This is a genomic window from Streptomyces sp. WP-1 (genome assembly GCF_030450125.1).
In the GTDB taxonomy this organism is placed as follows: domain Bacteria; phylum Actinomycetota; class Actinomycetes; order Streptomycetales; family Streptomycetaceae; genus Streptomyces; species Streptomyces incarnatus.
In genome coordinates this window covers 644088-666864 of record NZ_CP123923.1, presented here as the reverse complement: position 1 = coordinate 666864, position 22777 = coordinate 644088, and the positions used below count along the sequence as shown (strand labels likewise).

Genomic DNA, 22777 nt, shown 5'->3' with positions numbered 1-22777 from the left:
CCGGGAGGGCCGGGCGGGCCCGGGGGATCCTGGGGATCCGGATCCGGTGCGCCCGGCGGGCCCGCCGGGGTCGGTGGGGTCGGTGGACCCGGGGCTCCTGGGAGTCCCGGGGGATTCGGAAGCCCGGCGGGAGCCCCTGGAGGGCCCGGAGCAACCCCCGGCGCCTGGTCCGTACGGCCCGGGCCAGGGCTTCGCCGTGCCGCCCATGCCTCCCATGCCCGCCGGTCCGCCGCCCGCGCCCCCGGACCGCGGCCGGGCCCTCGCCGTCGCCCTGCTCAACCTCAGCGGACTCGGCCTCGGCTACGCGCTCACACGGCGCCGGCCGCTCATGGCCGCCTGCTGGGTGGCGACCGCGGTCCTGCTGGTCATCGCCCTGCCCGCCGATGCCGACGGCGTCCCCGGCGCCCTCCTGGCGGCTTACGCGCTCCTCCTGCTGCTGGCGGCCGCCCACGGCGCGTACCTCGGACTGCGCACCCCCCTGGTCCGGCCCGGCCGCGTCCCCCTCGCGCTGCTGCTGGGCCTGGTGCTGCTCGCCGTACCGGCCGGTGGCGCGCTCTGGTACCAGGACGCCCACGACGAGGCCGTACAGCAGGCCCTCCTGGACCGCCTGACGAGCGCCGACCAGCTGGTGGCGGCGGACACCGGCAAGCCCTTCGGCACCGCCGAACCGGACTACCGCGAGGCCCTCGGGGTCTACCACGACCTCGTCACCGGCCACCCCGGCTCCCGCGCCGCCCGCAAGGTACCCGCCAGCCTGCGCACCTACTACTCCGAGGTCGCCGCGCCCTACGACAGCCAGGACCACTGCACCGCCGTGGCCCCGCTGACATATCTGCGCACGGCGCCCGGCGAGCTGCCCAGGGCCACCGTCGGCACCCTCGCCGGCTGGCCCGACGACCGCCTCGCGACCTCGCTGTACGCGTGCGGATCACAGGGCCTGTCCTCGGGCGACCAGGACTGGGTCACCCGCTTCGGCGACCTGATGAAGACCTTCCCGCACGCCACGCAGACGACGAAGGTGGTCCCCGCCGTCGACGCGGCCGTGAAGAAGGCGCAGAACGGCGTGGGCGGCTCCGGATCCTGCGCGGCCGTCGAGGAGTTGCGGCAGCTCGACACCAGGATCGGCGACCTGAAGACGGCCGCGGGCGACCCCGGCGGCGGGCTCGCGTCGGCCGCGGCCCGGGCCGGGCGCGGCGGTGACGACGGCGCCTACGACTGCGGTGTCCAGGAGTACGAGAGCGGCGACTTCAGTAACGCCCAGCAGACCATGGACAAGTTCGTCGCCGGGCACCCGCACCACAGGAACCGGGCGCGCGCCCAGAAGATCGCCATCGCCGCCGAGGTCGCCCAGACCATCCCGGCGGCCGGCAGGAAGCTGCCCACCACCGCCGGCGGCGGCAGCATCTCCGTCACGGTGAAGAACGACAGCCCGGACGACGTCACCGTCCTCTACACCGGACCGGTCACCGGCAGCTTCACCCTGAAGGCCTGCGGCGGCTGCCGGTCGTACCTGCTCGCCGACACGCTGATGTCCACCTTCAAGCCCTGTGCCGGCGGCAAGGACTATCCGCAGCGCACCCTGCGACTCCCGGTCGGCACCACGTACTTCGTGCACAAGCCGAACGGCGGCCAGGTGACGACCGCGGGCTCCGACACCGCCCGACTGCGCCCCGGGTACCTCTACACCGAGTGCGCGTACACCACCCAGGGCTTCGGCGGCCCGGGGACCTGACCGGCGTCGCCGCCGGTCAGGCCGAGCGGGGGATCAGTCCTCGCGGCCGCCCCGGCGGCGGGCGGCCACCACGGCGCCCGCGCCGACGACCACGGCCACGGCCGCGGCGCCCGCGAGGGGCAGCGCGGGCCCGGCGCCGGTGCTCGCGAGGCTGCCGCCGGTGGTGCCGGAACCGCCGGTGGTGAGGTCACCGGTGGTGCCGGTGCCGGACGTGGTGCCGGTGGTGCCGCCCGTCGTGGTGGTACCGCCGCCGGTGCTCGTGCCGGTGCCGCCCGTGGACGTCGTCGAGCCGGTGCCGCCGGTCGAGTCGCCGCCGCCCTTCGAGCCGCCGTCCCCGGTGGAGCCGCCGCCCGTGGTGTCGGTGCCGCCACTGACGGCGAGCGTGATGCGCGCGGTGTCGTTCTTCTTGACATGGTCGAACGGCCGGGCCTCCGAACCGAGTTCCACATAGCCGCGGGCGCCGGGCACCGCCTTGTCGAGCTTCACCTTGAAGGTGTACGTCCTGCTCTCGTGCTCGTTCACCCAGGGCGCGCCGGTGCCGCACGCGTAGGACTCGGCCCCCGTGTTCGTGCACAGCGTGTCGGTGCGCACCGCCGAGGTGCCCTCGGGCAGCGTGACCAGGACATGGGCCGCGCGCTGGCCCGGCTGCGGCAGCACCCAGGCGGGCCCGGCGTTCGCGAACTTCACCCGCAGCGTGACCGTGTCCCCCGTCTTGCCCTTCAACTGGGCGCCGCCGACCTGGAAATCGGCCGAGCCGGCGGCGTTCACCGCGACGTCCGCGCTGGACGCGGCACCCGCCGGCGGGGCCTTCTCGCCGGTCCGCTCGACCAGCTTCAGGGCGGCGGCCGTGCCGTGCACCGGGGCGGCGGCGCCGTCGTCCGGGACCGGGGCCGAGGAGTCGACCGTCACCTGGATGTGCTCGTACAGGGCGCGGTCCAGGGCCTTGAGGGTCAGCGGCCGCTCCGGGGCGTACGCGGCACCGGGCCGCACCGGCTGGTCGAACTCGCACACCACCTGCGTGTGACCCGGCTCCTCGTCGGCCGGACCGACCGCGTAGCTCAGGCAGTTGGAAGGCACCGCGGTCCGGCCGAGGCCGCGGGTGACGGTGTACGACAGCCAGACCTTGTCGAGTGCCGCCGTGCCCGTGTCGGTGAAGACGGGCGACAGCGGGAGCTCGCTGCCCGGCTTCACCTGGTCGAACGGCGCGATGGTGCCCAGCGCCAGACCGGTCGCGGGACCGTCGGCGGCCACGGCCGGCGCGGCGCACAGCGCGATCAGGGCGACGGCGCCGAACGCGCCCGCGGTCTGGCGCACCGCACGGGGGCCGGGAGAGCTGAAAGGCATGGAATCCTCTGACTGGAGCGACAGTGGCGGACGAACGGTCGGTGGGGGAACGGGAGTTCCCCACTCTGTGAGACGTCTGTGTCACCGGAACGGTTGTACGGGAGATCGTTCCGGCTCCGCCGCGCTCCTCGCCCCTGCCTCGTGGCCTGCCCCTCGCTCCGTCCGCGCCCTCTCGGGTGCCTCAGCCGGCCGCGTTGTCCGTGCGCAGGCGCACCTGCTCCTCCAGGCGGCGCAGGCTGTCCTCCAGGGCCTGCGCGGCCGCGCGCTCACCCGGGTCATGGCGTTGGTCGAAGAAGGACAGGTGGACGGTGACCTCGCTGGCGCCGCTGCCGATGCCCGCGACCTGGAGCCAGCCCGCGTACTCGCCCTGCTCGCGGGTGCCCCACTCCAGGCGCATCTGGTCGGGTTCGGCGCGCAGCAGGGCCGGGGTGTCCTTGTCGGAACCGGCCTCGTGCACGCTGACGGCGGGCAGTTCCTCGGGGGCCACGTGCAGGGCGCCCGGGAGCCAGGAGTCCAGCTGGTGGAGATTGGCCGCCTGGTCGAAGACGTGCTCGGGCTGGGCGGGCATCGTGCGGGAACGTTCGTACTCGGCCATGGTGGCATCGCTCCTCGGGTCGGGAGTCGTACCCCGCCCGCGTGCCCCTTCCGCGGCGGCCGAAAAGCGCCCCCGCCCGGCCGTCACGCCACGGCGGCGCGGGCGGTCCGCTCCACCAGGGAGACGCCGTCGTCCATGGAGGCGCTGCCGTCGGAGAGGACGGCGACGAGGCAGCGGTGGCCGCCGAGGGTGACCTCGCCGATGCTGTTGACGTCCCACAGGCCCGTGGTGGAGCGCTGGAGCCAGCCGTTCTTCAGCTCCGCCCCGGCCGCGTCCACCGCCGAGACGCCCCAGGACTGCTCGGGCAGGACCTCGCTCATCAGGGTGCGGACGTAGGCGCGGGAGCCGGGGGTGAGGGGGCCCTCGGCGCCGTCGTCGAAGACCGCGCGCAGCAGCCGTATCTGATCGCTCGCGGTGGTCCGGGTCAGCCCCCACCTGCCGCCGGTGCCGGCCGTGGTCGAGATCAGCCCCAGGCGCTCGTTGGCCGCGGTGAGACCGGCGTCCCGGCCGATCTCCTTCCACAGGGCGTCCGCCGAGTCGTTGTCGCTCTGCCTGATCATCGGCTCGGCGTGGCCGCGCTCCTCGTCGGTCAGCGCGCGCCGCTCGTCCTGCGCCTTGAGCAGCAGCGCGGCGAGGATGTCGACCTTGACGATGCTGGCGGTGTCGTAGGTGCGGTCCTCGCCCTGGATCACGGGGGTGGCGGCGCCCGCGTCGAGATCGAGGACGGCGACGGTGGCGTGCGGATCGGGGACGGGGGCGGGAGGGGTGGGGGCGGGAGCCGACGGAGCCTCGGTCGCCGGGGTCGGCTTGGGCTTCGGGGTGGGCGTGGCGGCGGCCGCCGCCGGGATGCCGGCGGTGAGCAGGGCGGTCACCGAGGCCAGAAGGACGCCGGCCGTGCGGCGCGGGTGCGAGGACATGGCACCCGAACGTAGGCAAATCCCGCCGCGTGCGAAGTGGCTGCCGTCACTCCGGCCCCCGTTTCGCCCGAATTGTTAGAAGAGTCACCGAGGGAAGTCCGGGGGCGGCCAAGCGGTGCACGGCGGTCGTCGCGGCGGCGTGTATACACGGCCCGGCCCCGGTCCTCGCTTATCGTCGGCCGGACACCGACATCCGGAGCGATCATGGAAAAAACGGATGAACTGGTTGCCGTGGGGGAGGGTGTGGCGGTCGTCCCCGTCCCTCCGCCTCCCGCCGCGCGCCGCCGCCCTGGGTCCTGGCCGCTCGGAGCGGCCGTGCTGCTCGCGGCGGGCGCGACGGCCGTACTCCTCCTCGGCGACACGGGGTGGCTGGACCGGCCCGCCGTAGGGGCCTGGCGTACGGTCTGCCTGGCCATCGTCGTCCAGGCGATTCCGTTCCTGCTGCTCGGCACCGTGCTCTCCGGGGCCATCAACGCCTTCGTGCCCGCCGACCTGTTCACCCGCGTGCTGCCGAAGCGGGCCGCGCTCGCCGTGCCCGTCGCGGGCGTCGCCGGCGCGGTGCTGCCGGGCTGCGAGTGCGCCCCCGTACCGGTCGCCAACAGCCTGATCCGCCGGGGCGTCACCCCGGCCGCCGCCTTCGCCTTCCTGCTGTCCGCGCCCGCCATCAACCCCGTCGTGCTCACCGCCACCGCCGTCGCCTTCCCGGGCGACCCCGCGATGATCGCCGCCCGGCTGCTCGCCTCCCTCGGCACGGCGGCCGTGATGGGCTGGCTGTGGCTCTGGCGGGGCGACGAGAAGTGGCTGCGCCCGGCGCTGCGCCACCGGCACACCGGGCACGCGCACGGCGGCAGCCGCTGGCGGGAGTTCCGGACCGGCTTCCAGTACGACTTCCTCCAGGCCGGCGGCTTCCTCGTGCTCGGCGCGATGGCCGCCGCCACCTTCAACGTCGCCGTGCCGCGCGCCGTCCTCGACGCCTTCTCCGGCACGCCCTGGCTCTCGGTGCTGTTCCTGGCGGGCCTCGCGGTCCTGCTGGCGGTCTGCTCGGAGGCCGACGCGTTCGTCGCGGCCTCGCTGACCGGGTTCTCGCCGACCGCCCGGCTCGCGTTCATGGTGGTCGGGCCCATGGTCGACCTGAAGCTGATCGCCCTCCAGGCGGGCACGTTCGGCCGCGCCTTCGCCTGGCGGTTCTGTACGGCGACCACGGTCGTGGCCGTCGCCGCCAGCGCCCTGACCGGAGGGGCCCTGCTGTGAGACGCCTCGTCCAGAGTCTGCTGCTGAAGCTGACCGGCCTCGGCCTGCTGCGCATCACGCTGCTCGACGACACGTACCTGCGCTACGTCAAGCCCGGACTGCGCCCCGTGCTCATCGCCTCCGGTGTCGTCCTGCTCCTGCTGGGGATCGCGGCGGCCTTCTCCCGGACCGGGAACCGGGGGCACGCCCACGGCGGCCACGAAGGACACACGCCTGAAGCCCGCGAAGGGCACGCCCATGACGCCCACGAAGGGCACACGCACGACCGTGACGACGGCGGCCACGAGGGGCACGACGGCCACGACCACTCCGGCACCCCCAGGATCGCCTGGCTGCTCGCCCTCCCCGCGCTGAGCCTCCTCCTCTTCGCCCCGCCGGCCCTCGGCGCCTACACCGCCGCCCGCTCCGGACCCGAGCCGGTCGCCGTGCAGAAGAAGGGCTTCGAGCCGCTGCCCGCGACCTCCCCGCTGCCGCTGACCCTCACGGACTTCACCAAGCGCGTCCAGCAGGACCGCAGCCGGGCCATCGAGGGCCGTACCGTCCGCCTGACCGGCTTCGTCACGCCCGACGCGGCGGGCGATGGCTGGTACCTGACCCGGATCATCTTCACCTGCTGCGCCGCCGACTCCCAGACCGTCAAGGTCCATGTCTACGGCCCCGGCTCCACCGAGCCGCCCGCCGCCGACACCTGGCTCGCGGTCACCGGCACCTGGCACCCCGCGGGCATCCTCGGCACCAAGTCGGCACCGGCCGCGCTCGACGTCCGCCAGACCACCCCGATCGCCCGGCCGATCAACGCCTTCAGCGACGATCTGCCGATCACCCCGGGCTAGGGCGATCACCCCGGGCGGGAGCGATCACCCCGGGCTGGAGGCGGGGGCGTCCGCTCAGCCGAACAGCCCGCGCACCCGGATCGTCTCCACCCGGCGCCAGGTGCCGCCGGGCAGCAGCAGCCACTGGTTGCCGGGGCCGTGGCCGCGCCGGCGGCCCGTGCCGGGGATCGCGTCGCCGGCGCGGGGACGCGATCCCCGGCGTGCGGGCAGCGGGGCCCCGCAGTCGCGGCCGGTACGAGGCCCCGCTGCCTTCGCCTTGCCGTTCTTCCTGCTCTGCTTGCCCATCCGTGCCTCACCTCCCGTTCCTACCGGTTCCCCCTAAGGCGTACCCCTTACGGCGTTCCCCTTACGGCAGGATGCACCGCCCCGGCCCCCGGCGGCAGGGCCGAACGGACGCTCTTTTCTGGCGGGGCGGCGGCGGGTCGCGCAGCGTGGGGGACAGGGGGCGACAGCCGTGGCCGCCGCAGAGAGCGCCGCCGCCGCAGAGAGGTGGGACCGATGGACCAGGACGTCTCCGAGCCCCGGGTCGTGGTGGGGGTCGACGGCTCGCCGTCCTCCTTCGCGGCGGTGCGCTGGGCCGTGCGCTACGCCGGGCTCGTCGGCGGCGCGGTGGAGGCCGTCGCGGCCTGGGAGGTGCCGCTGTACGGCTGGTCCGCGCCCGCGGTGGACATGTACATCGACGAGGAGGCCACCCGCGAGCAGATGACGCGGGAGCTGACCGAGGTGCTCGGCGCGGACGCGGCCGCCGGGGTGCGCACCCGCCTGGCCCACGGCGACCCCGCCGAGATCCTGCTCCGGGCCGCCGAGGGCGCCGAGGTCCTGGTCGTCGGCAGCCGGGGCCGGGGCGGTTTCGCCCGCGTCATGCTCGGCTCGGTCAGCCAGCGCGTCGCCGCGCACGCCGCGTGCCCGGTGGTGGTCGTCCGCGCCGAGGAGACCTGAGCACCGGGCTCACGGCGGCCCCGGCGGCTCCCGCAGCACGCTCCAGGCCACCGGCCCCAGCAGGTCCGCCATCCGCCGGAACACGTCCAGCAGCAGATCGTCCAGGGTGAGCACGCCCACCGGACGGCCCTCGTCCAGCACGGGCAGCCGGCGCACACCGGTGCGGCGGAAGGTGCGGTACGCCTCGTGGATCTCGTCGCCCGCGTCCAGGGTGACCACCCGGGGCGACATCACCGCGTCGATCCGGCTGTCCGGCGGCAGCCCCTCGCCGAGACCGCGCAGCGCCAGATCGCGGTCGGTGACGATGCCGCGCAGGGCGCCGTCCTCGACGACCAGCAGGGAGCCGACGGCGGTCTCGGCCATCAGCCGGGTGGCCTGTGCCAGGGTGGCGTCCGGCGCGACGGTCACGGGCGGCGCGGTCATCAGCCGGCCGACGCCGGCCCGACCCGCCACGGAGGGCGCGCCGGGCGGGGGACCGGCCTGGGGGAGATGGGTCATCAGGACCTCTTTCGGACCTCTTCCGAACCTTTTCGGGCACCGGCGGGGACACCGGCACCGGGACGATGCCGTCTCCAGACTGCGCCGGGCGGGCCGCCCCGGGGCAGGGGCCGCCCGGGCCTCGTCGGGGTGGTCCGATTCCCGCCGGAAGGGACAATGTGCCCATTGGCCCACCCGTTCGGCCGTGCGAGCGTGGAGAGCCGGACGGGGGGGCGCACTGGCGCGCGGCCCGAGGTCCGAGGAGGGCGGTGAGGACGATGCCCCTGCCCCTGGTCGTGGGTGTCGACGGCTCCGATTGCGGCCTGCTGGCGGTGGACTGGGCGGCCGACGAGGCGGTCCGGCTGGGCCTGCCGCTGCGGCTCGTGCACGCCTCGCTCTGGGAGCGCTACGAGGGCCGGCTCCCCTCGCCCGGCGGCGAACCGTCCGCTCCCCAGGCGAGGGCCGAGCACATCGTGGCCTCGGCGACCGAGCGCGTCCACCGGCGCACCCCGGACCTGAAGGTGGACTCCGCCGTCCTGGCCGAGGACCCGGTCGCCGCGCTGCTCGCCGAGGGCGACAACGCCACCGCCGTGGTGACCGGCAGCCGGGGCCGGGGCGAGCTGAAGGGGCTGCTGCTCGGCTCGATGGGACCGGCCCTCGCCGGTCGGGCGTCCGGTCCGGTGATCGTGGTCCGCGGGGACGCGGCGGGGCTCGGCGGCACCCATGAGCGGGTGCTGCTCGGCGTCGGCGAGCCCGGCACCAGTGACACCGCCGCCCGCTTCGCGCTGCGCGAGGCCGCCGCCCGCCGGTGCGTCCTGGACGCGGTGCGCGCCTGGCGCCGCTGCGGCGACCGGTCCGAGGACGGGACCGCACCGGATCACGAGGACGAGGCCGCCGACCTGATCGACAAGCTGCTCCGGGCCCCGCTGACCGAGCACCCGGACGTACGGGCCGCCCGGACCGTGCTGGAGGGCCCGGCCGGCACGGTCCTCCTGCACCGCTCGGCCGCCGCCGATCTGCTGGTCCTCGGGGTACGGCGGGAGCGCGGGCACACCGGGCTCCAACTGGGCCGGGTGACGCACCGGTTGCTGCACCACGCCAAGTGCCCGGTGGCCGTCGTACCCCGACTCCCTTGAGGGGCAGCCGTGTCGGGCCGGGGTCAGCGGCCGGAGTGCTCCTTCGTGCCCTGCGGCTCCAGTTGCGAGGCGAGCACGGCGGCCTGGACCCGGCGCTGCACACCGAGCTTGGCCAGCAGCCGGGAGATGTGGTTCTTGACCGTCTTCTCCGACAGGTACAGCCGCCTGCCGATCTCACGGTTGGTCAGACCGTCCCCGATCAGCGCCAGGATGTCCCGCTCACGCGGCGACAGGCTCGCCAGCTCCGGCGGCAGCGACGGCGTCTCCGCCGGGTCGGCCCGCAGCGAGCGCATCAGCCGGGCCGTCGTCGCCGGGTCCAGCATCGACTGCCCGGAGGCGACCGTGCGCACCGCCGAGACCAGGTCCGAGCCCTTGATCTGCTTGAGCACATAGCCGGACGCGCCGGCCATGATCGCGTCCAGCAGGGCGTCCTCGTCGTCGAACGAGGTGAGCATCAGGCACGCCAGCTCCGGCATCTTGTCGCGCAGCTCGCGGCAGACCGAGATGCCGTCCCCGTCGGGCAGCCGTACGTCCAGCACCGCGACATGCGGGCGCAGGGCGGGGCCCCGGACCAGCGCGTGCGCGGCGGTGTCGGCGTCGCCGACGACGGAGATGTCCGGCTCGGCGTCCAGGAGATCCGCCAGGCCGCGCCGGACGACCTCATGGTCGTCCAGGAGGAACACCCGGATCGGGTCCTGTGCCGTGAAGGTGCGTGTCTCGGTCATCTCGGCCTCTCGTTCCCGTAAAGCGGACAGACTACGGCCTGCCACCCGGCCGATCATCGCCGGGCGGCGCCGCGCGCACTAGGGCCGACCGGCCCCACTTCCCGGGACCGGCCCCGTCCCCAGGGTGTCACGCCTGTCCCGGCCGCCGACCGGGTGCCAGGTCGAAGCACACGTCCACCACGCCCTCGACCGCCCGCACCAGCCGGGCCGCCACCGGGACCAGGGAGGTGTCCCGAATCCGCCCGACGACGGTCACCACGCCGTCCTCCACCCGCAGTTCCACGGCCGAGTCCGGCGGCGGGAAGAGCCGCGCCACGATCTCCCGGCGCACCTCCTCCTCGATCTCCTGGTCGCCGCGCAGGAAGACCTTGAGCAGATCGGCGCGGCTGACGACGCCCTCCAGCATCCCGGTCCCGTCCACCACGGGCAGCCGCTTGACCCGGGCGCGGGCCATGGTCCGGGCGGCCTCCGCGAGGGTGGCGTCCGCGCGCACGGTGACGGCGGGGGAGGTCATCAGGTCCCCGGCGGTGAGCGCCTCGCCCTTGGCCATGTCGGCGGGCGGCCGCAGCTGCCGGTACTCCTCGGCCGGGTCGTCCCGCAGCTCCTCCTTGGGCAGCATGTCGGCCTCGGAGACCACGCCGACCACCAGGCCCTCGCCCTCGATCACGGGCAGGGCGCTGACCTGCCAGTCCTGCATCATCTCCACCAGCTCCTTGAAGGGAGCACGGCGGCCGACGGCGGCGACGGTGGTCGTCATGACGTCGCTGACGGTGTGCGGGGTGCCGTACATGGTGACTCCGTAGCTTCTCGGCGCGGTTTCTCGACGGGAGGTCCGCTGTCCCCAGCGTGCGCCGGACGCGCCCGGTCGGCACAGGGGCCGCCCGGCCCCCGCGAGGCGCCGCGGTCCGGGCCGTTCGGTCCCGGCCGGGGACCAGCGGCCCCTGACCGGCTCGCCGGTCCTGACCGAGGCTGGAATCGTCGCTCCTGTCTCCCGAGGCGACGCCCCAGAGAGGTGGAACCATGACCCGAACCGTCACCGCGGGCCTCGACGACTCGCCCGAGAGCCGGGCCGCCGTCGAATGGGCGGCGCGCGAAGCCGCGCTGCGCGACCTGCCGTTGCGGATCCTGCATGTGCGCGAGCCCGAGGCCGGCACCGACACCGACCGTGCCGCCGCCGAGGAATGGGCCCGCACGGTCCGGGAGTCCGCGGCGGGCCTGCGGCTGCGCCACCCCGGCATCGAGGTGGTCACCGACGAGGTCATCGGCGAACCGGCCGGGGCCCTGGCCGAGGCGGCCGACGGCGCGGAACTGCTGGCGCTCGGCTCCCGGGGGCTCGGCCGGCTCGGCGGGTTCCTGGTCGGCTCGGCCGGGCTGTACACCATCGCGCACACGACGCGTCCGGTGGTACTGGTCCGCGCGGGTGAGGCGGCCGCCGACGAACACCAGCCGGACCCCTCGGGCGTCCCCTCCGCCGCGACCGCCTTCCGGCCCGTCGTCCTCGGCCTCGACATCGACGACCCCGAGGGCCCCAGCGAGGCCCTGCTGGAGTTCGCCTTCGACGCCGCCGCGCGCCGCGGCGCCGCGCTGCGGGTCGTGCACGGCTGGACGCCGCCGCCGTACGCCGCGTACGGCATCCCCGCCGACCCGCCGGTCCCGCCCTCCTTCGGGCGCCGGGCCGCGACCCTGCTCACCGGGGTGCTGCGGCCCTGGCGGCAGAAGTTCCCGGACGTCGAGGTGAGCGAGGCGAGCCGGGCCGGCAACTCCGCGCCGGTCCTGATCGACGCCGCCCGGGACGCCTCCCTGGTGGTCGTGGGCCGCCGCATCCGCACGAGCCCGTACGGCATCCACATCGGCCATGTCACCCACGCCGTCCTGCACCACGTCGCCGCGCCCGTGGCCGTCGTCGCGCACAGCTGAGACGACACCCGTGGCCGGACAGCGGGCCGCGCGCGGCGGGGCCCATGGCCGAAACGGCCGAAACCGCGCGGCACGGCTCGCGTGCGCCGGTGAATCCGTCAACGATGGGGTGCGGGCCCGCCTCCTCGTCGACCTGTACCAGGGAGAGTGAACACGATGGACCTGCCCGTTCTCGTGGGGGTCGACGGCTCCGAGGAGAGCCTGCGCGCCGTGGACCGGGCCGCCGAGGAGGCCGCCCTGCGCGGGGCGCCGCTCCGGCTGGTCTACGCCTCGCTCTGGGAGCGCTACGAGGGTTCCCTCATCGCCCAGGAGGTCGGGAAACCGGCCGAGGAGGTGATGGGCCAGGACATCATGGACGCCGCCGAACGCCGGGCCCACCGGCACCACCCGGAACTGCGGCTCACCACCGCCGTGCTGGCCGACGAACCCTCGTTCGGACTGGTGAACGAGAGCGGCACCGCCCGCCTCCTGGTCGTCGGCTGCCGGGGCCGCAACGCCGTCACCGAGCTGCTGCTCGGCTCCGTGAGCCTGTCGGTCGCCGCCCGCGCCCACTGCCCGGTGATCGTGCTGCGCGGCGGCCCCGAGCGGCGGACGACCCCCGGCCGCGTCGTGCTCGGCGTCGCCGACAAGGACGCGGGACCGGCCGCCGTACGGTTCGCCGCCGAGGAGGCGGCGCTGCGCGGGGTGCCCCTGGAGGCCGTACGGGCGTGGCGGCGGCCCGCGCACGGCACCACCGGGCATCCCCTGCTCGCCGACGGGCCCGCCCAGGCACAGGAGGAAGAGGCCGCCGACGCGCTGGAGGAGGCCCTGCGGGACCTCCCCGAGGGGCTGGAGCGGCGGCGCACCGCCGAGGGGCCCGCCCGCGACGTCCTCGTCGACGCCTCCCGGGACGCCGGACTGCTCGTCGTCGGCGCCCGGCGCCGCTCCGGACGGTTCGGCCCCCAGCTCGGCCGGGTCGCCCACGGCGTACTGCACCACGCGGCCTGCCCGGTGGCCGTCGTACCGGAAACCGACTGATCCCCGCCCCCCGACACGCTTTCGCACCACCGGCCGCGCACGAACCTGACGATGACGCGCACGAACCTGACGATGATCGGAGTCCCCATGACCGAGGCCGCCCCCCAGGAAGCCGCTCTCAGCGAGGAGGAGCTGCGCACCCTGGACGCGCACTGGCGCGCCGCCAACTACCTGGCCGCCGGCCAGATCTACCTCATGGCCAACCCGCTGCTGACCGAACCACTGCGCCCCGAGCACATCAAGCCGCGGCTGCTCGGCCACTGGGGCACCTCGCCCGGGCTCAACCTCGTCTACACCCACCTCAACCGCGTCATCAAGGCCCGCGACCTGGACGCGCTGTGCGTCTGGGGGCCGGGGCACGGCGGCCCGGCGGTCCTCGCGGGCTCCTGGCTGGAGGGCAGTTACAGCGAGACCTACCCGGACATCAGCCGGGACGGGGCCGGCATGGAGCAGCTGTTCCGGCAGTTCTCCTTCCCCGGCGGCGTGCCCAGCCATGTGGCCCCCGAGACGCCCGGCTCCATCCACGAGGGCGGCGAACTCGGCTACTCCCTCGCACACGCCTACGGCGCCGCCTTCGACAACCCCGGTCTGCTCGTGACCTGCGTGATCGGCGACGGCGAGGCGGAGACCGGGCCGCTCGCCGCGTCCTGGCACTCCGACAAGTTCCTCGACCCGGTGCACGACGGCGCCGTCCTGCCCATCCTGCACCTCAACGGCTACAAGATCGCCAACCCGACCGTGCTCTCCCGGCTCCCCGAGAGCGAACTCGACGCCCTGCTGCGCGGATACGGCCACGAGCCGCTGTACGTCACCGGCGAGGACCCCACCGAGGTGCACCGCGCCCTCGCCGCCGCCCTGGACGACGCGCTGGACCGGATCGCGCGGATGCAGCGCGGCGCCCGGGAGGGCGGGAGCACCGAGCGGGTGCACTGGCCGATGATCGTGCTGCGCACCCCCAAGGGCTGGACCGGACCCGCCGAGGTGGACGGCCTGCCCGTCGAGGGCACCTGGCGCGCCCACCAGGTCCCGCTGCCGGGCGTGCGCGAGAACCCCGCGCATCTGCGGCAGTTGGAGCAGTGGCTGCGCTCCTACCGCCCCGAGGAACTGTTCGGCCCGGACGGCCGGCCCAGCGCCGACGTCCTCGCCTGCGTCCCCGAGGGCGCCCGCCGCCTCGGCGCCAACCCGCACGCCAACGGCGGTGTCCTGCTGCGCGATCTGCCGCTGCCGCCCCTGGACACCTTCGCCGTGGCCGTCGACAAGCCGGGCACCGCCCTGCACGAACCCACCCGGATCCTCGGCGACCTCCTCGAACAGGTCATGGAGGACACCCGCGAACGCCGGGACTTCCGGCTCGTCGGCCCGGACGAGACCGCCTCCAACCGGCTCCAGGCCGTCTTCGACGCCAGCGGCAAGGCATGGCAGGCCGAGGTGCTCCCGGTGGACGAGCACCTCTCACGGCACGGCCGGGTGCTGGAGATCCTCTCCGAACACCTCTGCCAGGGCTGGCTGGAGGGCTATCTGCTCACCGGCCGGCACGGACTGTTCTCCTGCTACGAGGCGTTCGTGCACATCGTCGACTCGATGGTCAACCAGCACATCAAGTGGCTCAAGACCTCACGGCAGTTGACATGGCGGGCTCCCATCGCTTCCCTCAACTACCTGCTCACCTCGCACGTCTGGCGCCAGGACCACAACGGGTTCTCGCACCAGGACCCCGGCTTCGTGGACCACGTCCTCAACAAGAGCCCCGAGGTCGTCCGCGTCTATCTGCCGCCGGACGCCAACACCCTGCTCTCGGTGGCCGATCATGTGCTGCGCAGCCGCGACTACGTCAATGTCGTCGTCGCCGGCAAGCAGCCCTGCTTCGACTGGCTGACCATGGACCAGGCCCGCGCCCACTGCGCGCGCGGCGCCGGGATCTGGGAGTGGGCCGGCACCGAGAACGGCGGCGAACCCGATGTCGTCCTCGCCTGCGCCGGTGACGTCCCCACCCAAGAGGTGCTGGCCGCCGCCCAGTTGCTGCGCCGGCACCTGCCCGATCTCGCGGTGCGGGTCGTCAACGTGGTCGACATGACCCGGCTGCTGCCGCACGACGAACACCCGCACGGCATGACCGACTTCGAGTACGACGGCCTGTTCACCACCGACAAGCCCGTCATCTTCGCATACCACGGCTACCCCTGGCTGATCCACCGCCTCGCCTACCGCCGCACCGGCCACCAGAACCTCCATGTGCGCGGCTACAAGGAGTCGGGCACCACGACCACCCCGTTCGACATGGTCGTCCGCAACGACCTCGACCGCTACCGCCTCGTCATGGACGTCATCGACCGCGTCCCGGGCCTCGCGGTGCGCGCCGCCGCCGTCCGCCAGACCATGGCCGACGCCCGCAGCCGCCACCACGACTGGATCCGCGAGCACGGCACGGATCTGCCCGAGGTCGCGGAGTGGACCTGGGGCGGCTGAGGCCACCGAGAGGCCTCGGAGAGGCTGAGCCCCGGCGCCCGGCCCGCGTGCCCCGCCCCGTCCGGCGGGGCACGCGGGCCGGACGGCCCCTGCGCGCACCCTCGGATCGCCCGACCTGGACATGCCGGGACACATCGACCCGGGCGAAGAGGGTGAGGAGCGGCATGAAGGGCCATGTCTTCCACGGTCCCGCAGCGGCCTCCTGGGAGGACGTCCCGGACCCGGGGATCAAGGAGCCGACCGACGCCGTCGTGAAGGTCGGGGCGGTCACGATCTACGGCACCGACCGGCACATCTCAAGGGCGAGGTGCCCGAGGAGCGGCCCGGCACGGTGCCGTCGGAGAGATCGTCGAGACCGGCGGCGATGTGCGCACCGTACGCCCCGGCGACCGGGTGCTGCTCTCCTGCGTCACTTCCTGCCGCCGCTGCCGCTACTGCCGGGAGGGCGGCTACGGCCAGTGCCTGGGCGGCGGCTGGATCCTCGGCCACCTGATCGACGGCACCCGGGCCGAGTACGTCCGCGTCCCGTACGCCGACCTGTCCGTGCACCCGCTGGCCGGCGCCCTGGCGGGCGAGGACGCCGTACTGCTCGCCGGCATCTTCCCCACCGCCTACGAGGTGAGCGTCCGCAACGGCCGGGTGCGCCCCGGGGACACCGTCGTGGTCGTCGGCGCCGGACCGACCGGGCTCGCGGCGATCCACGGCACGCCTGTTCACACCGGAGCCAATCATCGCCGTCCACCTTGCACCGGGCCGTCCGGAGGCCGCCCGGCGGTTCGGCGCCGACGCGGTCGCGGATGCGTACGAGGCCCCGCACCAGCTGGTCGCGGACCTCACCGACGGGCTCGGCGCGGACGTCGCCATCGAGGCCGTCGGCGTGCCGGACGGCTTCGAACTGTGCACCCGCGTGGTGCGCCCCGGCGGACACGTGGCCGACGTCGGCGTGCACGGCAGGCCCGTCACGCTGCACCTCGAAGACCCGTGGATCAGGGACGTCACCATCACCACCGGCCTGGTGGACACCTCCTCCACCCCGGCCCCGCTGAAGACGGCCGTCGCCGAGACCGGCGCCTTCAAGGTCGTCCTCGGCGGGGAACAGCGCGAACCGGCCGTCCCCGCGGCCTGATCCGGCCGACCGGTGGCTCAGCCGGCCCCGCCCGCCAGCCGCACCCCGGTGACCAGGTCCGGGCGGATGCGCACCGCCTGGTCCATGTCCTCCGGCGGCGCCCAGGGATGCAACAGCTCCCGCAGCCGGGCCAGTTCGGCCGGGTCCGTGACCAGCCGGGCGTACCCCGTCACCACGACGCTCCAGCCGAGATGGGTCTCGGGGTCGATGGCGTCGGCCTCGTACGCGACGACGACCCCGCCGTCCGCGCCCCGGCGGGCGTGCGAGGTCAGCGCGGCGGCCTCATGGGTGCGGATCACGATGTCCCCGCCGTCCAGCACGTGGTTGACCGGGCGGACGGTCGGCAGCGCCTGCCGGGTGAACACGATCCGGCCCAGGGACACGCTGCCCAGCAGCCGCAGCGCCTCCGTACGGTCGAGGTCGATGCGGCGCTGTGCCGTGTCGTGACGAGGGATCATGGCTGGCTTCTTCGCGGTGCGCGGCCGACGGCGGGCAGCGGTCCACGGGTTGCTCCCCGCGCGGACCGAGGGTGCTCTTGCACGGAAGGGAGCGGCACCGCGGGGGATCGGTGCCGCTCCTGAGGACACTCTCGCCCCTGTCGTACGACGCTCGACAGTGCCGTTCGGACCCGCTCCTGGGCCGTACGGCCCCGCCCGTCCGGGTGGGCACATGCCCCCGGCATGCCGAGGATCACAGCGCGCGGTACCCAGGGCGGCGTATCCCTTCCCTGCTCCGAGCGGCTACCGTGTCCCTCGGAACCCGTCGGTCCGAGGCATGGGCTGATGGGAAGTGGAGGGCGTGGTGATCGAAGCGGAGGAGCCCGGCGTGCGGCTGCCGCAGCTGAAGCTGGACGAGCTGCTGGAGGAACTGCAGGCCAGGATCGACGCGGCCCGCGGTACCCGGGACCGGGTGCACAGCCTGCTGGAGGCGGTCCTCTCCGTCGGCCGCGAGCTGGACCTGGAACAGGTCCTGCACTCCATCGTGGAGGCCGCGGCGGCGCTGGTGGACGCGGAGTACGCGGCGCTGGGCGTCATCGGCCCGGACGGCACGACCCTCGCCGCGTTCCACACCGTGGGCCTGTCCGAGGAGCGGATCGCCGACATCGGCCCCTATCCGGAGGGCCACGGCATCCTGGGCGAGCTGATCCGCCACCCGGAGCCCCTGCGCCTGCCGAAGCTCTCCGCGCACCCGTCGTCGTACGGCTTCCCGGCCGGGCATCCGCCGATGAACACCTTCCTCGGCGTCCCGATCCGCGTCCGCGGCCAGGTCTTCGGCAATCTGTACCTCACCGAGAAGCGCGGCGGCGCCGACTTCGACGAGGAGGACGAGTCGGTCCTCGCCACCCTCGCCGTCGCCGCGGGCGTCGCCATCGACAACGCCCGCCTCTACGAGGACTCCCGGCTGCGCGAACGCTGGCTGCTGGCCAACGCCGAGATCAGCCACAGCCTGATGTCCGGCAGCGAGCGCGCCGAGGCCCTGGACCTGATCGCCGAACGCGCCCGGGAGATCACCGGCTCGGCGCTCGCCGCCGTCGCGATGCCGATGCCGGACACCGAGGCGCTCGGCGTGGAGATCGCGGTCGGCGCCCAGGCCGACGCCCACCGCGGCCTCGTACTGCCCCTGGACAACAGCCTGATGGGCCTGGCCTTCACCGCCGCCGCCCCGGTCACCAGCGACGACGTCGCCCGTGACACCCGCGTCGGCCAGGACCCGCCGCGCTTCGAGGGACTCGGCCCCGCCGTCGCCGTCCCGATCGGCACCGGCGAGGGCGGCGCCCGCGGTGTGCTGCTGCTGGCCCGCGACAGCGACCGGCCGGCGTTCTCCGGCAAGGAGACCGAGATGCTGCGGGGCTTCGCCGCGCAGGCCGCGATCGCCATGGAGCTGGCCGAGCGCCGGCAGGCCGCCCAGCAGATCGCCCTCCTGGAGGACCGCGACCGCATCGCCCGGGACCTGCACGACCTCGCCATCCAGCGGCTCTTCGCCACCGGCATGACCCTCCAGAGCGCGGGCCGCTTCATCGAGCACCCGGAGGCGTCCGAGCGGGTCCTGCGCGCCGTGGACGACCTGGACGAGACCATCAAGATCATCCGTTCGACCATCTTCGGACTGCGCGCCCGCGAGGGCGCGGCGGCCGGCGGACTGCGGGCCCGCGCGGTCCGGGTGGCGGGCGAGGCCGCCCCGGTGCTGGGCTTCGCGCCCAGCGTGCGCATGGAGGGCCTGGTCGACACCGACGTACCGGGCGAGATCGCCGACCATGTGGTGGCCGTACTCTCCGAGGCCCTCACCAACATCGCCCGGCACGCCCACGCCGGCCGGGCCGAGGTGCTGCTCGCCACCGACGGCCGCGAGGTGCGCCTGCGCATCAGCGACAACGGCGTCGGCATCCCCTCCGGCGGCCGCCGCAGCGGGCTGCGCAACATGGCGGAACGCGCGGAACGGCTCGGCGGCCGGCTCGACATGGCGAGAACCGAAGGGGGCGGGGCCACACTGGAGTGGCGGGTCCCGCTGCGAGCCTCGTAACCCCGGCGATCCCGGGGGCGCGGGACCGGTGGGCACCCGGAAGGGTCCGGTCGGCCCATGACGGCGGCCGGGCGGCGGCCACAGGCTGAACGTGCGGCGCGGCACCAGAGCCCCTGGAGGAAGCCATGGACGGCACTCCGACCACCGTGGACGACGTGATGACCCGCAGGGTGCTCGCCCTGCGCACCGGCGCGGGCTTCAAGGACATCGTGCAGGCCATGCGCGAGTGGCGGGTCGGCGCCGTGCCCGTGCTGGACGACGCCGGACACGTGGTCGGCGTGGTCTCCGAGGCGGACCTGCTGCCCAAGGAGGAGTACCGCGACAGCGACCTCGACCGGTACGGCAGGATGCGCCACCTCGCCGAGCTGACCAAGGCCGGGGCGGCGAGCGCGGAGGCGCTGATGACCACCCCGGCGGTCACCGTGGCCCCGGACGCCACCCTCGGCCGGGCCGCGCGCGTCATGGCCCGCGCCCGCGTCAAGCAGCTCCCGGTCGTGGATCCCGAGGGCACCCTGCTGGGCATCGTGAGCCGTTCCGACCTGCTGAAGGTGTTCCTGCGCGGCGACGCGGAGATCGCCGGCGAGGTCGGCGCCGACGTCGTCACCCGGCTCTTCGGCGCTGAAGCGGCCGGGATCCGGGTGGAGGTGCACGATGGTGTCGTGACGCTCAGCGGCCGGGTCCGGGAGACCGCGCTCGTACCGCTCGCCGCGCGCCTCGCGCGGGCCGTGCCCGGCGTGGTGGACGTGCGGTGCGCGCTGGCCGGGCCGCCGCGCCACCCGGATCTGGACCCGGACCTGCCGGACGCCGGGTCGGCCCGCACCCGCTGAGGGGCCGCCGGGCGCGAGAGGAGGCGGTGACGATGACACGTACACCTGCCGCGACGGTCAGGCCGGTACGGCTGTGGCGGTGGCGGCGCAATCCGCTGCGGCGGCACAGTGACGCCGTCGAGGCGTGGATCGTCCTCGCCACCTGGGTGCTCGTCCTCGTCTGCGGTGTCGTCGCCGGTCTTCTCGCGGCCCGGGCGTCCGCCGCCTCGTACGCCGCCCGGCTCGCCCAGGTGCACCCGGTCACGGCGGTGCTCACCGGCCCGGCCGCCACCCCGGCCGCCGGTACCGGCTACGACGACGGGCGGGTGTGGGCGAGCGTGCGCTGGACCGACGCGGACGGCTCGGTGCACACGGACCGGGCGAAGGTCGCGTCCGGCGCCCCCGCCGGCAGCAGCGTCACGGTCTGGGCCGACCACGCCGACCATGTGGTCGCCCCGCCGGTCACCGGCGCCTCGGCCGACCTCCAGGCGGCCCTCACCGGTGTCCTCGTGGGCCCCTCGGCCGGTGCCGCCGTCTGGTGCGCGGGCCGGCTGGTCCGGGGCCGGCTGATCCGGCGCAGGATGACCGAGTGGGACGAGGAGTGGAAGCAGATAGGGCCACGCTGGGGCAACCTCAGCGGCGGCCGCGGATGAACGACGACGCCGGACCCCGGGGCTCCGAGAATCTCCCGGCAGTGCCCGAGCCGGTGCTCAGCCCTCCGCGAGGTGGCAGTCCACCCCCACCACGCCCTCCACACCCCGCACCATGCGCAGCGCGAGCGGGATCCGCGTGCCGTCCGTGACCTTCCCGGTCAGCGTCACGACGCCGTCGACCACCACGACGTGCAACGGCTCGACCGGCGCCGGGAACAGCACGTCCAGCACCTCGCGCCGGATCTCGTCGGCCAGTTCACGATCGTCGCGCAGGAACACCTTGAGCAGGTCGCCCCGGCTGACCACGCCCTCCAGCACGCCCTCCGCGGTCACCACCGGCAGCCGCTTGACGCGCTTGAGCGCCATGACGCGCGCCGCCTCCGCGAGCGTGGCGTCGGCGTGCACGGTGACGGCGGGCGTGCTCATCAGGTCCTCGGCGGTCAGCCCGCCGGCCTTGGCCAGGTCGCCCAGCCGCTGCCGCTGGGTGAGCCGGTCGGGATCGCTGTCCCGGAACTCCTCCTTGGGCAGCAGATCCGCCTCCGAGACCACCCCGACCACCCGGCCGTCGCCCTCCAGGACCGGCAGGGCACTGATGTCCCACCGCTCCATCCGCGCCACGATGTCCTTGAACAGGGCCGTACGACCCACCGCCACCGCGGCGCGCGTCATCACGTCGCCGACCCGGCTCGGGCCCCCGGTACGGGCCTGTGCGGCGGGCTGCCGGGCGGTCACTCGGCGCTCCCGCTGCCGTAGGGCGCGTAGAGGTCGAGCAGCCTGACCCGGGAGGCGTGCAGCCGCTGGGCGACCACGCGGCCGACCCACAGCGCGATCGCCCGCCCGAACTCCGGGTCCTCCTCGCACAGCGCGAGCACGGAGGCGGCGTCGAACTCCCAGGCCCGCACCGGGCTCATCGCCTCGGCGCCCAGCTGCCAGATGTGCGGCGGGAAGTGCCAGGACCAGCCGATCAGTTCACCGTGCCCGAGGGTCTCGATGACGGCCGGCCGGCGGCCGGGTACGCGCAGGTCGAGGGCGATCGTGCCGGTGCGCACGATCCAGAAGCGGTCGGCGCGCCGCCCCTCCTCGAACAGCCGGGTGCCGGCCTCGAAGGAGACCTCGCGGGCGAGGCTCATCAGCCGCTCGCGCCGCACGGGGTCGAGCGCCGTGGTCATGGTGGTGGCGGAGGTCATCGCACCGGCTCCCTTCCTGGGGTGGTGGTCCCAGCGTGAGCGCGTCCGCGCGCCGCCGCCACAGGTCGCCCGGACCCGGGCGGGGGCCTTTCGGCCCAGGGACGGAGGGCCGGGCAGCGGTCCGGGGCGTGGACCCGAGGGGCGGAGACGCGAAGGACGGGAAGGGCCACCCGCTTCTCGCGGATCCGGATTGCGCGGTGCGCGGCTCCCGGCCGCTTCTCCACGTCTCAACGGCTCTTCCCGCCACTACCAGCACACCACGAGAACCGTCGGCGCACCAGTGCCGTCCGGTACCGGGGCGCTCCCGGGAAGGGGGCCGTACGGCCCCAGCCGTATCGCGCCCCGGTGGCGCACCATGGAGGGCAAGCGTACGGGGATAGAAACACGCAAACCCGTCATGGGGGCGTGGAGCGGAGAAGAGAGGCTGAGAGCATGGTCTTCGCATCTTGGACCACCCCCGGGGTCTTCACCGGCCGGGGCGGCGCCCGCACCGTGGAGGCGGGCATCCTCACCGGGGACCTGACCGTCCACACCACCTGGGACGGGCGCAGGGCCGATGTGGCGGTGCAGTACAGCGGCACCTCCCAGTGGTTCACGCTCAGCGGCAGCCCGGTGCCCTGCCGCTCCGAGCGGGCCAGCCGGGACCTGCACCAGGAGGTCGTCGAGTCCATCAGGGCCGGCGCCGCGGCCACCGTCCCCCGGTTCCACCAGACCGCCGCCCCGTAGCGGCACGGCGCCGCCGCGGCCGGGTCAGGCGTCCAGTGCCGCGTCCACGTCCGGATAGCAGTGGATCAGGCCGGTGAGCCCGACCATCTCCAGGGTGCGCAGCACGGGTCTGCGCACCCCGGCCAGGCGCAGCCAGCCCGTCGGCTCATGCGCCTGGTGGACGGCGATGAGGACGTTGATGCCGCTGGAGTCCATGAACCCCACCCCGGCGAGGTCGGCGACCGTGCGCGGGGTGTCCGCCGTGGCCGGGGGCATCAGCGCGCTCCGCAGGACACCGGCGGTCTGGTGGTCGACCTCGCCGGCCACCGTCACGACGACGGCCCCGCCGCGCGGCGCGCGGCCGATCGCCAGCCCGCCCGGCTCCACTGATTCGTCGATGCTCACGCTGTCCGTCACCCGTACCTCGGCCC

The 22777-nt window shown here is 74.6% G+C and carries 23 protein-coding genes and 1 pseudogene; 13 read left to right on the top strand and 11 right to left on the bottom strand.

Going from position 1 to position 22777, the window contains the following annotated elements:
* Positions 1-205: 205 nt before the first annotated feature.
* The gene (locus QHG49_RS02575; protein ID WP_301487099.1) at positions 206-1732 is read left to right on the top strand and encodes a hypothetical protein; all 1527 of its coding nucleotides are present in this window, start codon (positions 206-208) and stop codon (positions 1730-1732) included.
* Between the two features lie 33 nt (positions 1733-1765).
* On the opposite strand, the gene QHG49_RS02570 is transcribed toward QHG49_RS02575, so the two are convergent.
* The 3 genes from QHG49_RS02570 to QHG49_RS02560 all read right to left on the bottom strand — a co-directional run bounded on the left by QHG49_RS02570 (position 1766) and on the right by QHG49_RS02560 (position 4588).
* A complete protein-coding gene (locus tag QHG49_RS02570; protein WP_145489615.1) occupies positions 1766-3076 on the bottom strand; it encodes a hypothetical protein in 1311 nt (436 codons plus the stop codon).
* A gap of 181 nt (positions 3077-3257) precedes the next feature.
* The gene (locus QHG49_RS02565) at positions 3258-3671 is read right to left on the bottom strand and encodes an SRPBCC family protein (RefSeq protein ID WP_159698310.1); all 414 of its coding nucleotides are present in this window, start codon (positions 3669-3671) and stop codon (positions 3258-3260) included.
* A gap of 83 nt (positions 3672-3754) precedes the next feature.
* Complete coding sequence (locus QHG49_RS02560) at positions 3755-4588, bottom strand: hypothetical protein (protein ID WP_301487098.1); 834 nt, start codon at positions 4586-4588, stop codon at positions 3755-3757.
* A gap of 204 nt (positions 4589-4792) precedes the next feature.
* Here QHG49_RS02560 and QHG49_RS02555 point away from each other — a divergent pair, with 204 nt between their 5' ends.
* Both QHG49_RS02555 and QHG49_RS02550 read left to right on the top strand, forming a co-directional pair.
* A complete protein-coding gene (locus QHG49_RS02555) occupies positions 4793-5839 on the top strand; it encodes a permease (RefSeq protein WP_370530417.1) in 1047 nt (348 codons plus the stop codon).
* A complete protein-coding gene (locus QHG49_RS02550; RefSeq protein ID WP_301487097.1) occupies positions 5836-6672 on the top strand; it encodes a TIGR03943 family protein in 837 nt (278 codons plus the stop codon). Before QHG49_RS02555 ends, QHG49_RS02550 begins: the two co-directional genes overlap by 4 nt.
* Before the next feature lie 54 nt (positions 6673-6726).
* On the opposite strand, the gene QHG49_RS02545 is transcribed toward QHG49_RS02550, so the two are convergent.
* Entirely contained in the window at positions 6727-6957 is a 231-nt protein-coding gene (locus QHG49_RS02545) for a hypothetical protein (protein WP_145486708.1), read from the bottom strand.
* 213 nt (positions 6958-7170) lie between these two features.
* On the opposite strand from QHG49_RS02545, the gene QHG49_RS02540 reads away from it, so the two are divergent.
* Positions 7171-7611: a universal stress protein gene (locus tag QHG49_RS02540; RefSeq protein WP_159698299.1), complete on the top strand. Its 441-nt coding sequence runs from the start codon at positions 7171-7173 to the stop codon at positions 7609-7611.
* Between the two features lie 9 nt (positions 7612-7620).
* Here the strand turns inward: QHG49_RS02540 and QHG49_RS02535 are convergent, their stop codons facing one another.
* Positions 7621-8109: a CBS domain-containing protein gene (locus QHG49_RS02535; protein ID WP_159698296.1), complete on the bottom strand. Its 489-nt coding sequence runs from the start codon at positions 8107-8109 to the stop codon at positions 7621-7623.
* Positions 8110-8366: 257 nt separating this feature from the next.
* On the opposite strand from QHG49_RS02535, the gene QHG49_RS02530 reads away from it, so the two are divergent.
* Positions 8367-9224 (top strand): universal stress protein, encoded by an 858-nt coding sequence (locus QHG49_RS02530; protein ID WP_301492673.1) that lies wholly within the window; start codon positions 8367-8369, stop codon positions 9222-9224.
* A gap of 23 nt (positions 9225-9247) precedes the next feature.
* Here the strand turns inward: QHG49_RS02530 and QHG49_RS02525 are convergent, their stop codons facing one another.
* Both QHG49_RS02525 and QHG49_RS02520 read right to left on the bottom strand, forming a co-directional pair.
* Positions 9248-9949, bottom strand: a complete 702-nt coding sequence (locus tag QHG49_RS02525) for a response regulator transcription factor (protein ID WP_145486711.1) — start codon at positions 9947-9949, stop codon at positions 9248-9250.
* A gap of 127 nt (positions 9950-10076) precedes the next feature.
* Entirely contained in the window at positions 10077-10739 is a 663-nt protein-coding gene (locus tag QHG49_RS02520; RefSeq protein ID WP_145486712.1) for a CBS domain-containing protein, read from the bottom strand.
* A 230-nt stretch (positions 10740-10969) separates the two neighbouring features.
* Between QHG49_RS02520 and QHG49_RS02515 the strand changes: the two genes are divergently transcribed.
* The 4 genes and pseudogenes from QHG49_RS02515 to QHG49_RS02500 all read left to right on the top strand — a co-directional run bounded on the left by QHG49_RS02515 (position 10970) and on the right by QHG49_RS02500 (position 16475).
* On the top strand, positions 10970-11866 hold the full coding sequence (locus QHG49_RS02515; RefSeq protein ID WP_145486713.1) for a universal stress protein: 897 nt from the start codon (positions 10970-10972) through the stop codon (positions 11864-11866).
* A gap of 156 nt (positions 11867-12022) precedes the next feature.
* Positions 12023-12883 (top strand): universal stress protein, encoded by an 861-nt coding sequence (locus tag QHG49_RS02510; RefSeq protein ID WP_301487096.1) that lies wholly within the window; start codon positions 12023-12025, stop codon positions 12881-12883.
* 87 nt (positions 12884-12970) lie between these two features.
* The gene (locus QHG49_RS02505; protein WP_159707851.1) at positions 12971-15349 is read left to right on the top strand and encodes a phosphoketolase; all 2379 of its coding nucleotides are present in this window, start codon (positions 12971-12973) and stop codon (positions 15347-15349) included.
* Positions 15350-15513: 164 nt separating this feature from the next.
* Positions 15514-16475 (top strand): annotated as a pseudogene (locus QHG49_RS02500) (alcohol dehydrogenase catalytic domain-containing protein).
* A gap of 17 nt (positions 16476-16492) precedes the next feature.
* On the opposite strand, the gene QHG49_RS02495 reads toward QHG49_RS02500, so the two are convergent.
* Positions 16493-16933, bottom strand: a complete 441-nt coding sequence (locus tag QHG49_RS02495) for a pyridoxamine 5'-phosphate oxidase family protein (protein WP_301487095.1) — start codon at positions 16931-16933, stop codon at positions 16493-16495.
* A gap of 343 nt (positions 16934-17276) precedes the next feature.
* On the opposite strand from QHG49_RS02495, the gene QHG49_RS02490 reads away from it, so the two are divergent.
* From QHG49_RS02490 to QHG49_RS02480, 3 genes are all read left to right on the top strand, one after another.
* Positions 17277-18995, top strand: coding sequence for a GAF domain-containing protein (locus QHG49_RS02490; RefSeq protein ID WP_159707849.1), 1719 nt, complete (start codon positions 17277-17279; stop codon positions 18993-18995).
* 125 nt (positions 18996-19120) lie between these two features.
* On the top strand, positions 19121-19822 hold the full coding sequence (locus tag QHG49_RS02485) for a CBS domain-containing protein (RefSeq protein ID WP_159698284.1): 702 nt from the start codon (positions 19121-19123) through the stop codon (positions 19820-19822).
* 32 nt (positions 19823-19854) lie between these two features.
* Positions 19855-20454, top strand: a complete 600-nt coding sequence (locus QHG49_RS02480; RefSeq protein ID WP_159698281.1) for a hypothetical protein — start codon at positions 19855-19857, stop codon at positions 20452-20454.
* Between the two features lie 57 nt (positions 20455-20511).
* Here QHG49_RS02480 and QHG49_RS02475 read toward each other — a convergent pair whose 3' ends face one another.
* Together QHG49_RS02475 and QHG49_RS02470 are read right to left on the bottom strand one after the other, a co-directional pair.
* Positions 20512-21123 (bottom strand): CBS domain-containing protein, encoded by a 612-nt coding sequence (locus QHG49_RS02475; protein WP_159707847.1) that lies wholly within the window; start codon positions 21121-21123, stop codon positions 20512-20514.
* A 59-nt stretch (positions 21124-21182) separates the two neighbouring features.
* Positions 21183-21641, bottom strand: coding sequence for a cyclic nucleotide-binding domain-containing protein (locus QHG49_RS02470; protein ID WP_145486719.1), 459 nt, complete (start codon positions 21639-21641; stop codon positions 21183-21185).
* Positions 21642-22073: 432 nt separating this feature from the next.
* Here QHG49_RS02470 and QHG49_RS02465 point away from each other — a divergent pair, with 432 nt between their 5' ends.
* Positions 22074-22367 (top strand): hypothetical protein, encoded by a 294-nt coding sequence (locus QHG49_RS02465; protein WP_145486720.1) that lies wholly within the window; start codon positions 22074-22076, stop codon positions 22365-22367.
* A 24-nt stretch (positions 22368-22391) separates the two neighbouring features.
* Here the strand turns inward: QHG49_RS02465 and QHG49_RS02460 are convergent, their stop codons facing one another.
* Positions 22392-22763 carry an STAS domain-containing protein gene (locus tag QHG49_RS02460; RefSeq protein WP_301487094.1) on the bottom strand — a complete coding sequence of 124 codons (372 nt, stop codon included), beginning with the start codon at positions 22761-22763 and terminating at the stop codon, positions 22392-22394.
* Between the last annotated feature and the right edge of the window lie 14 nt (positions 22764-22777).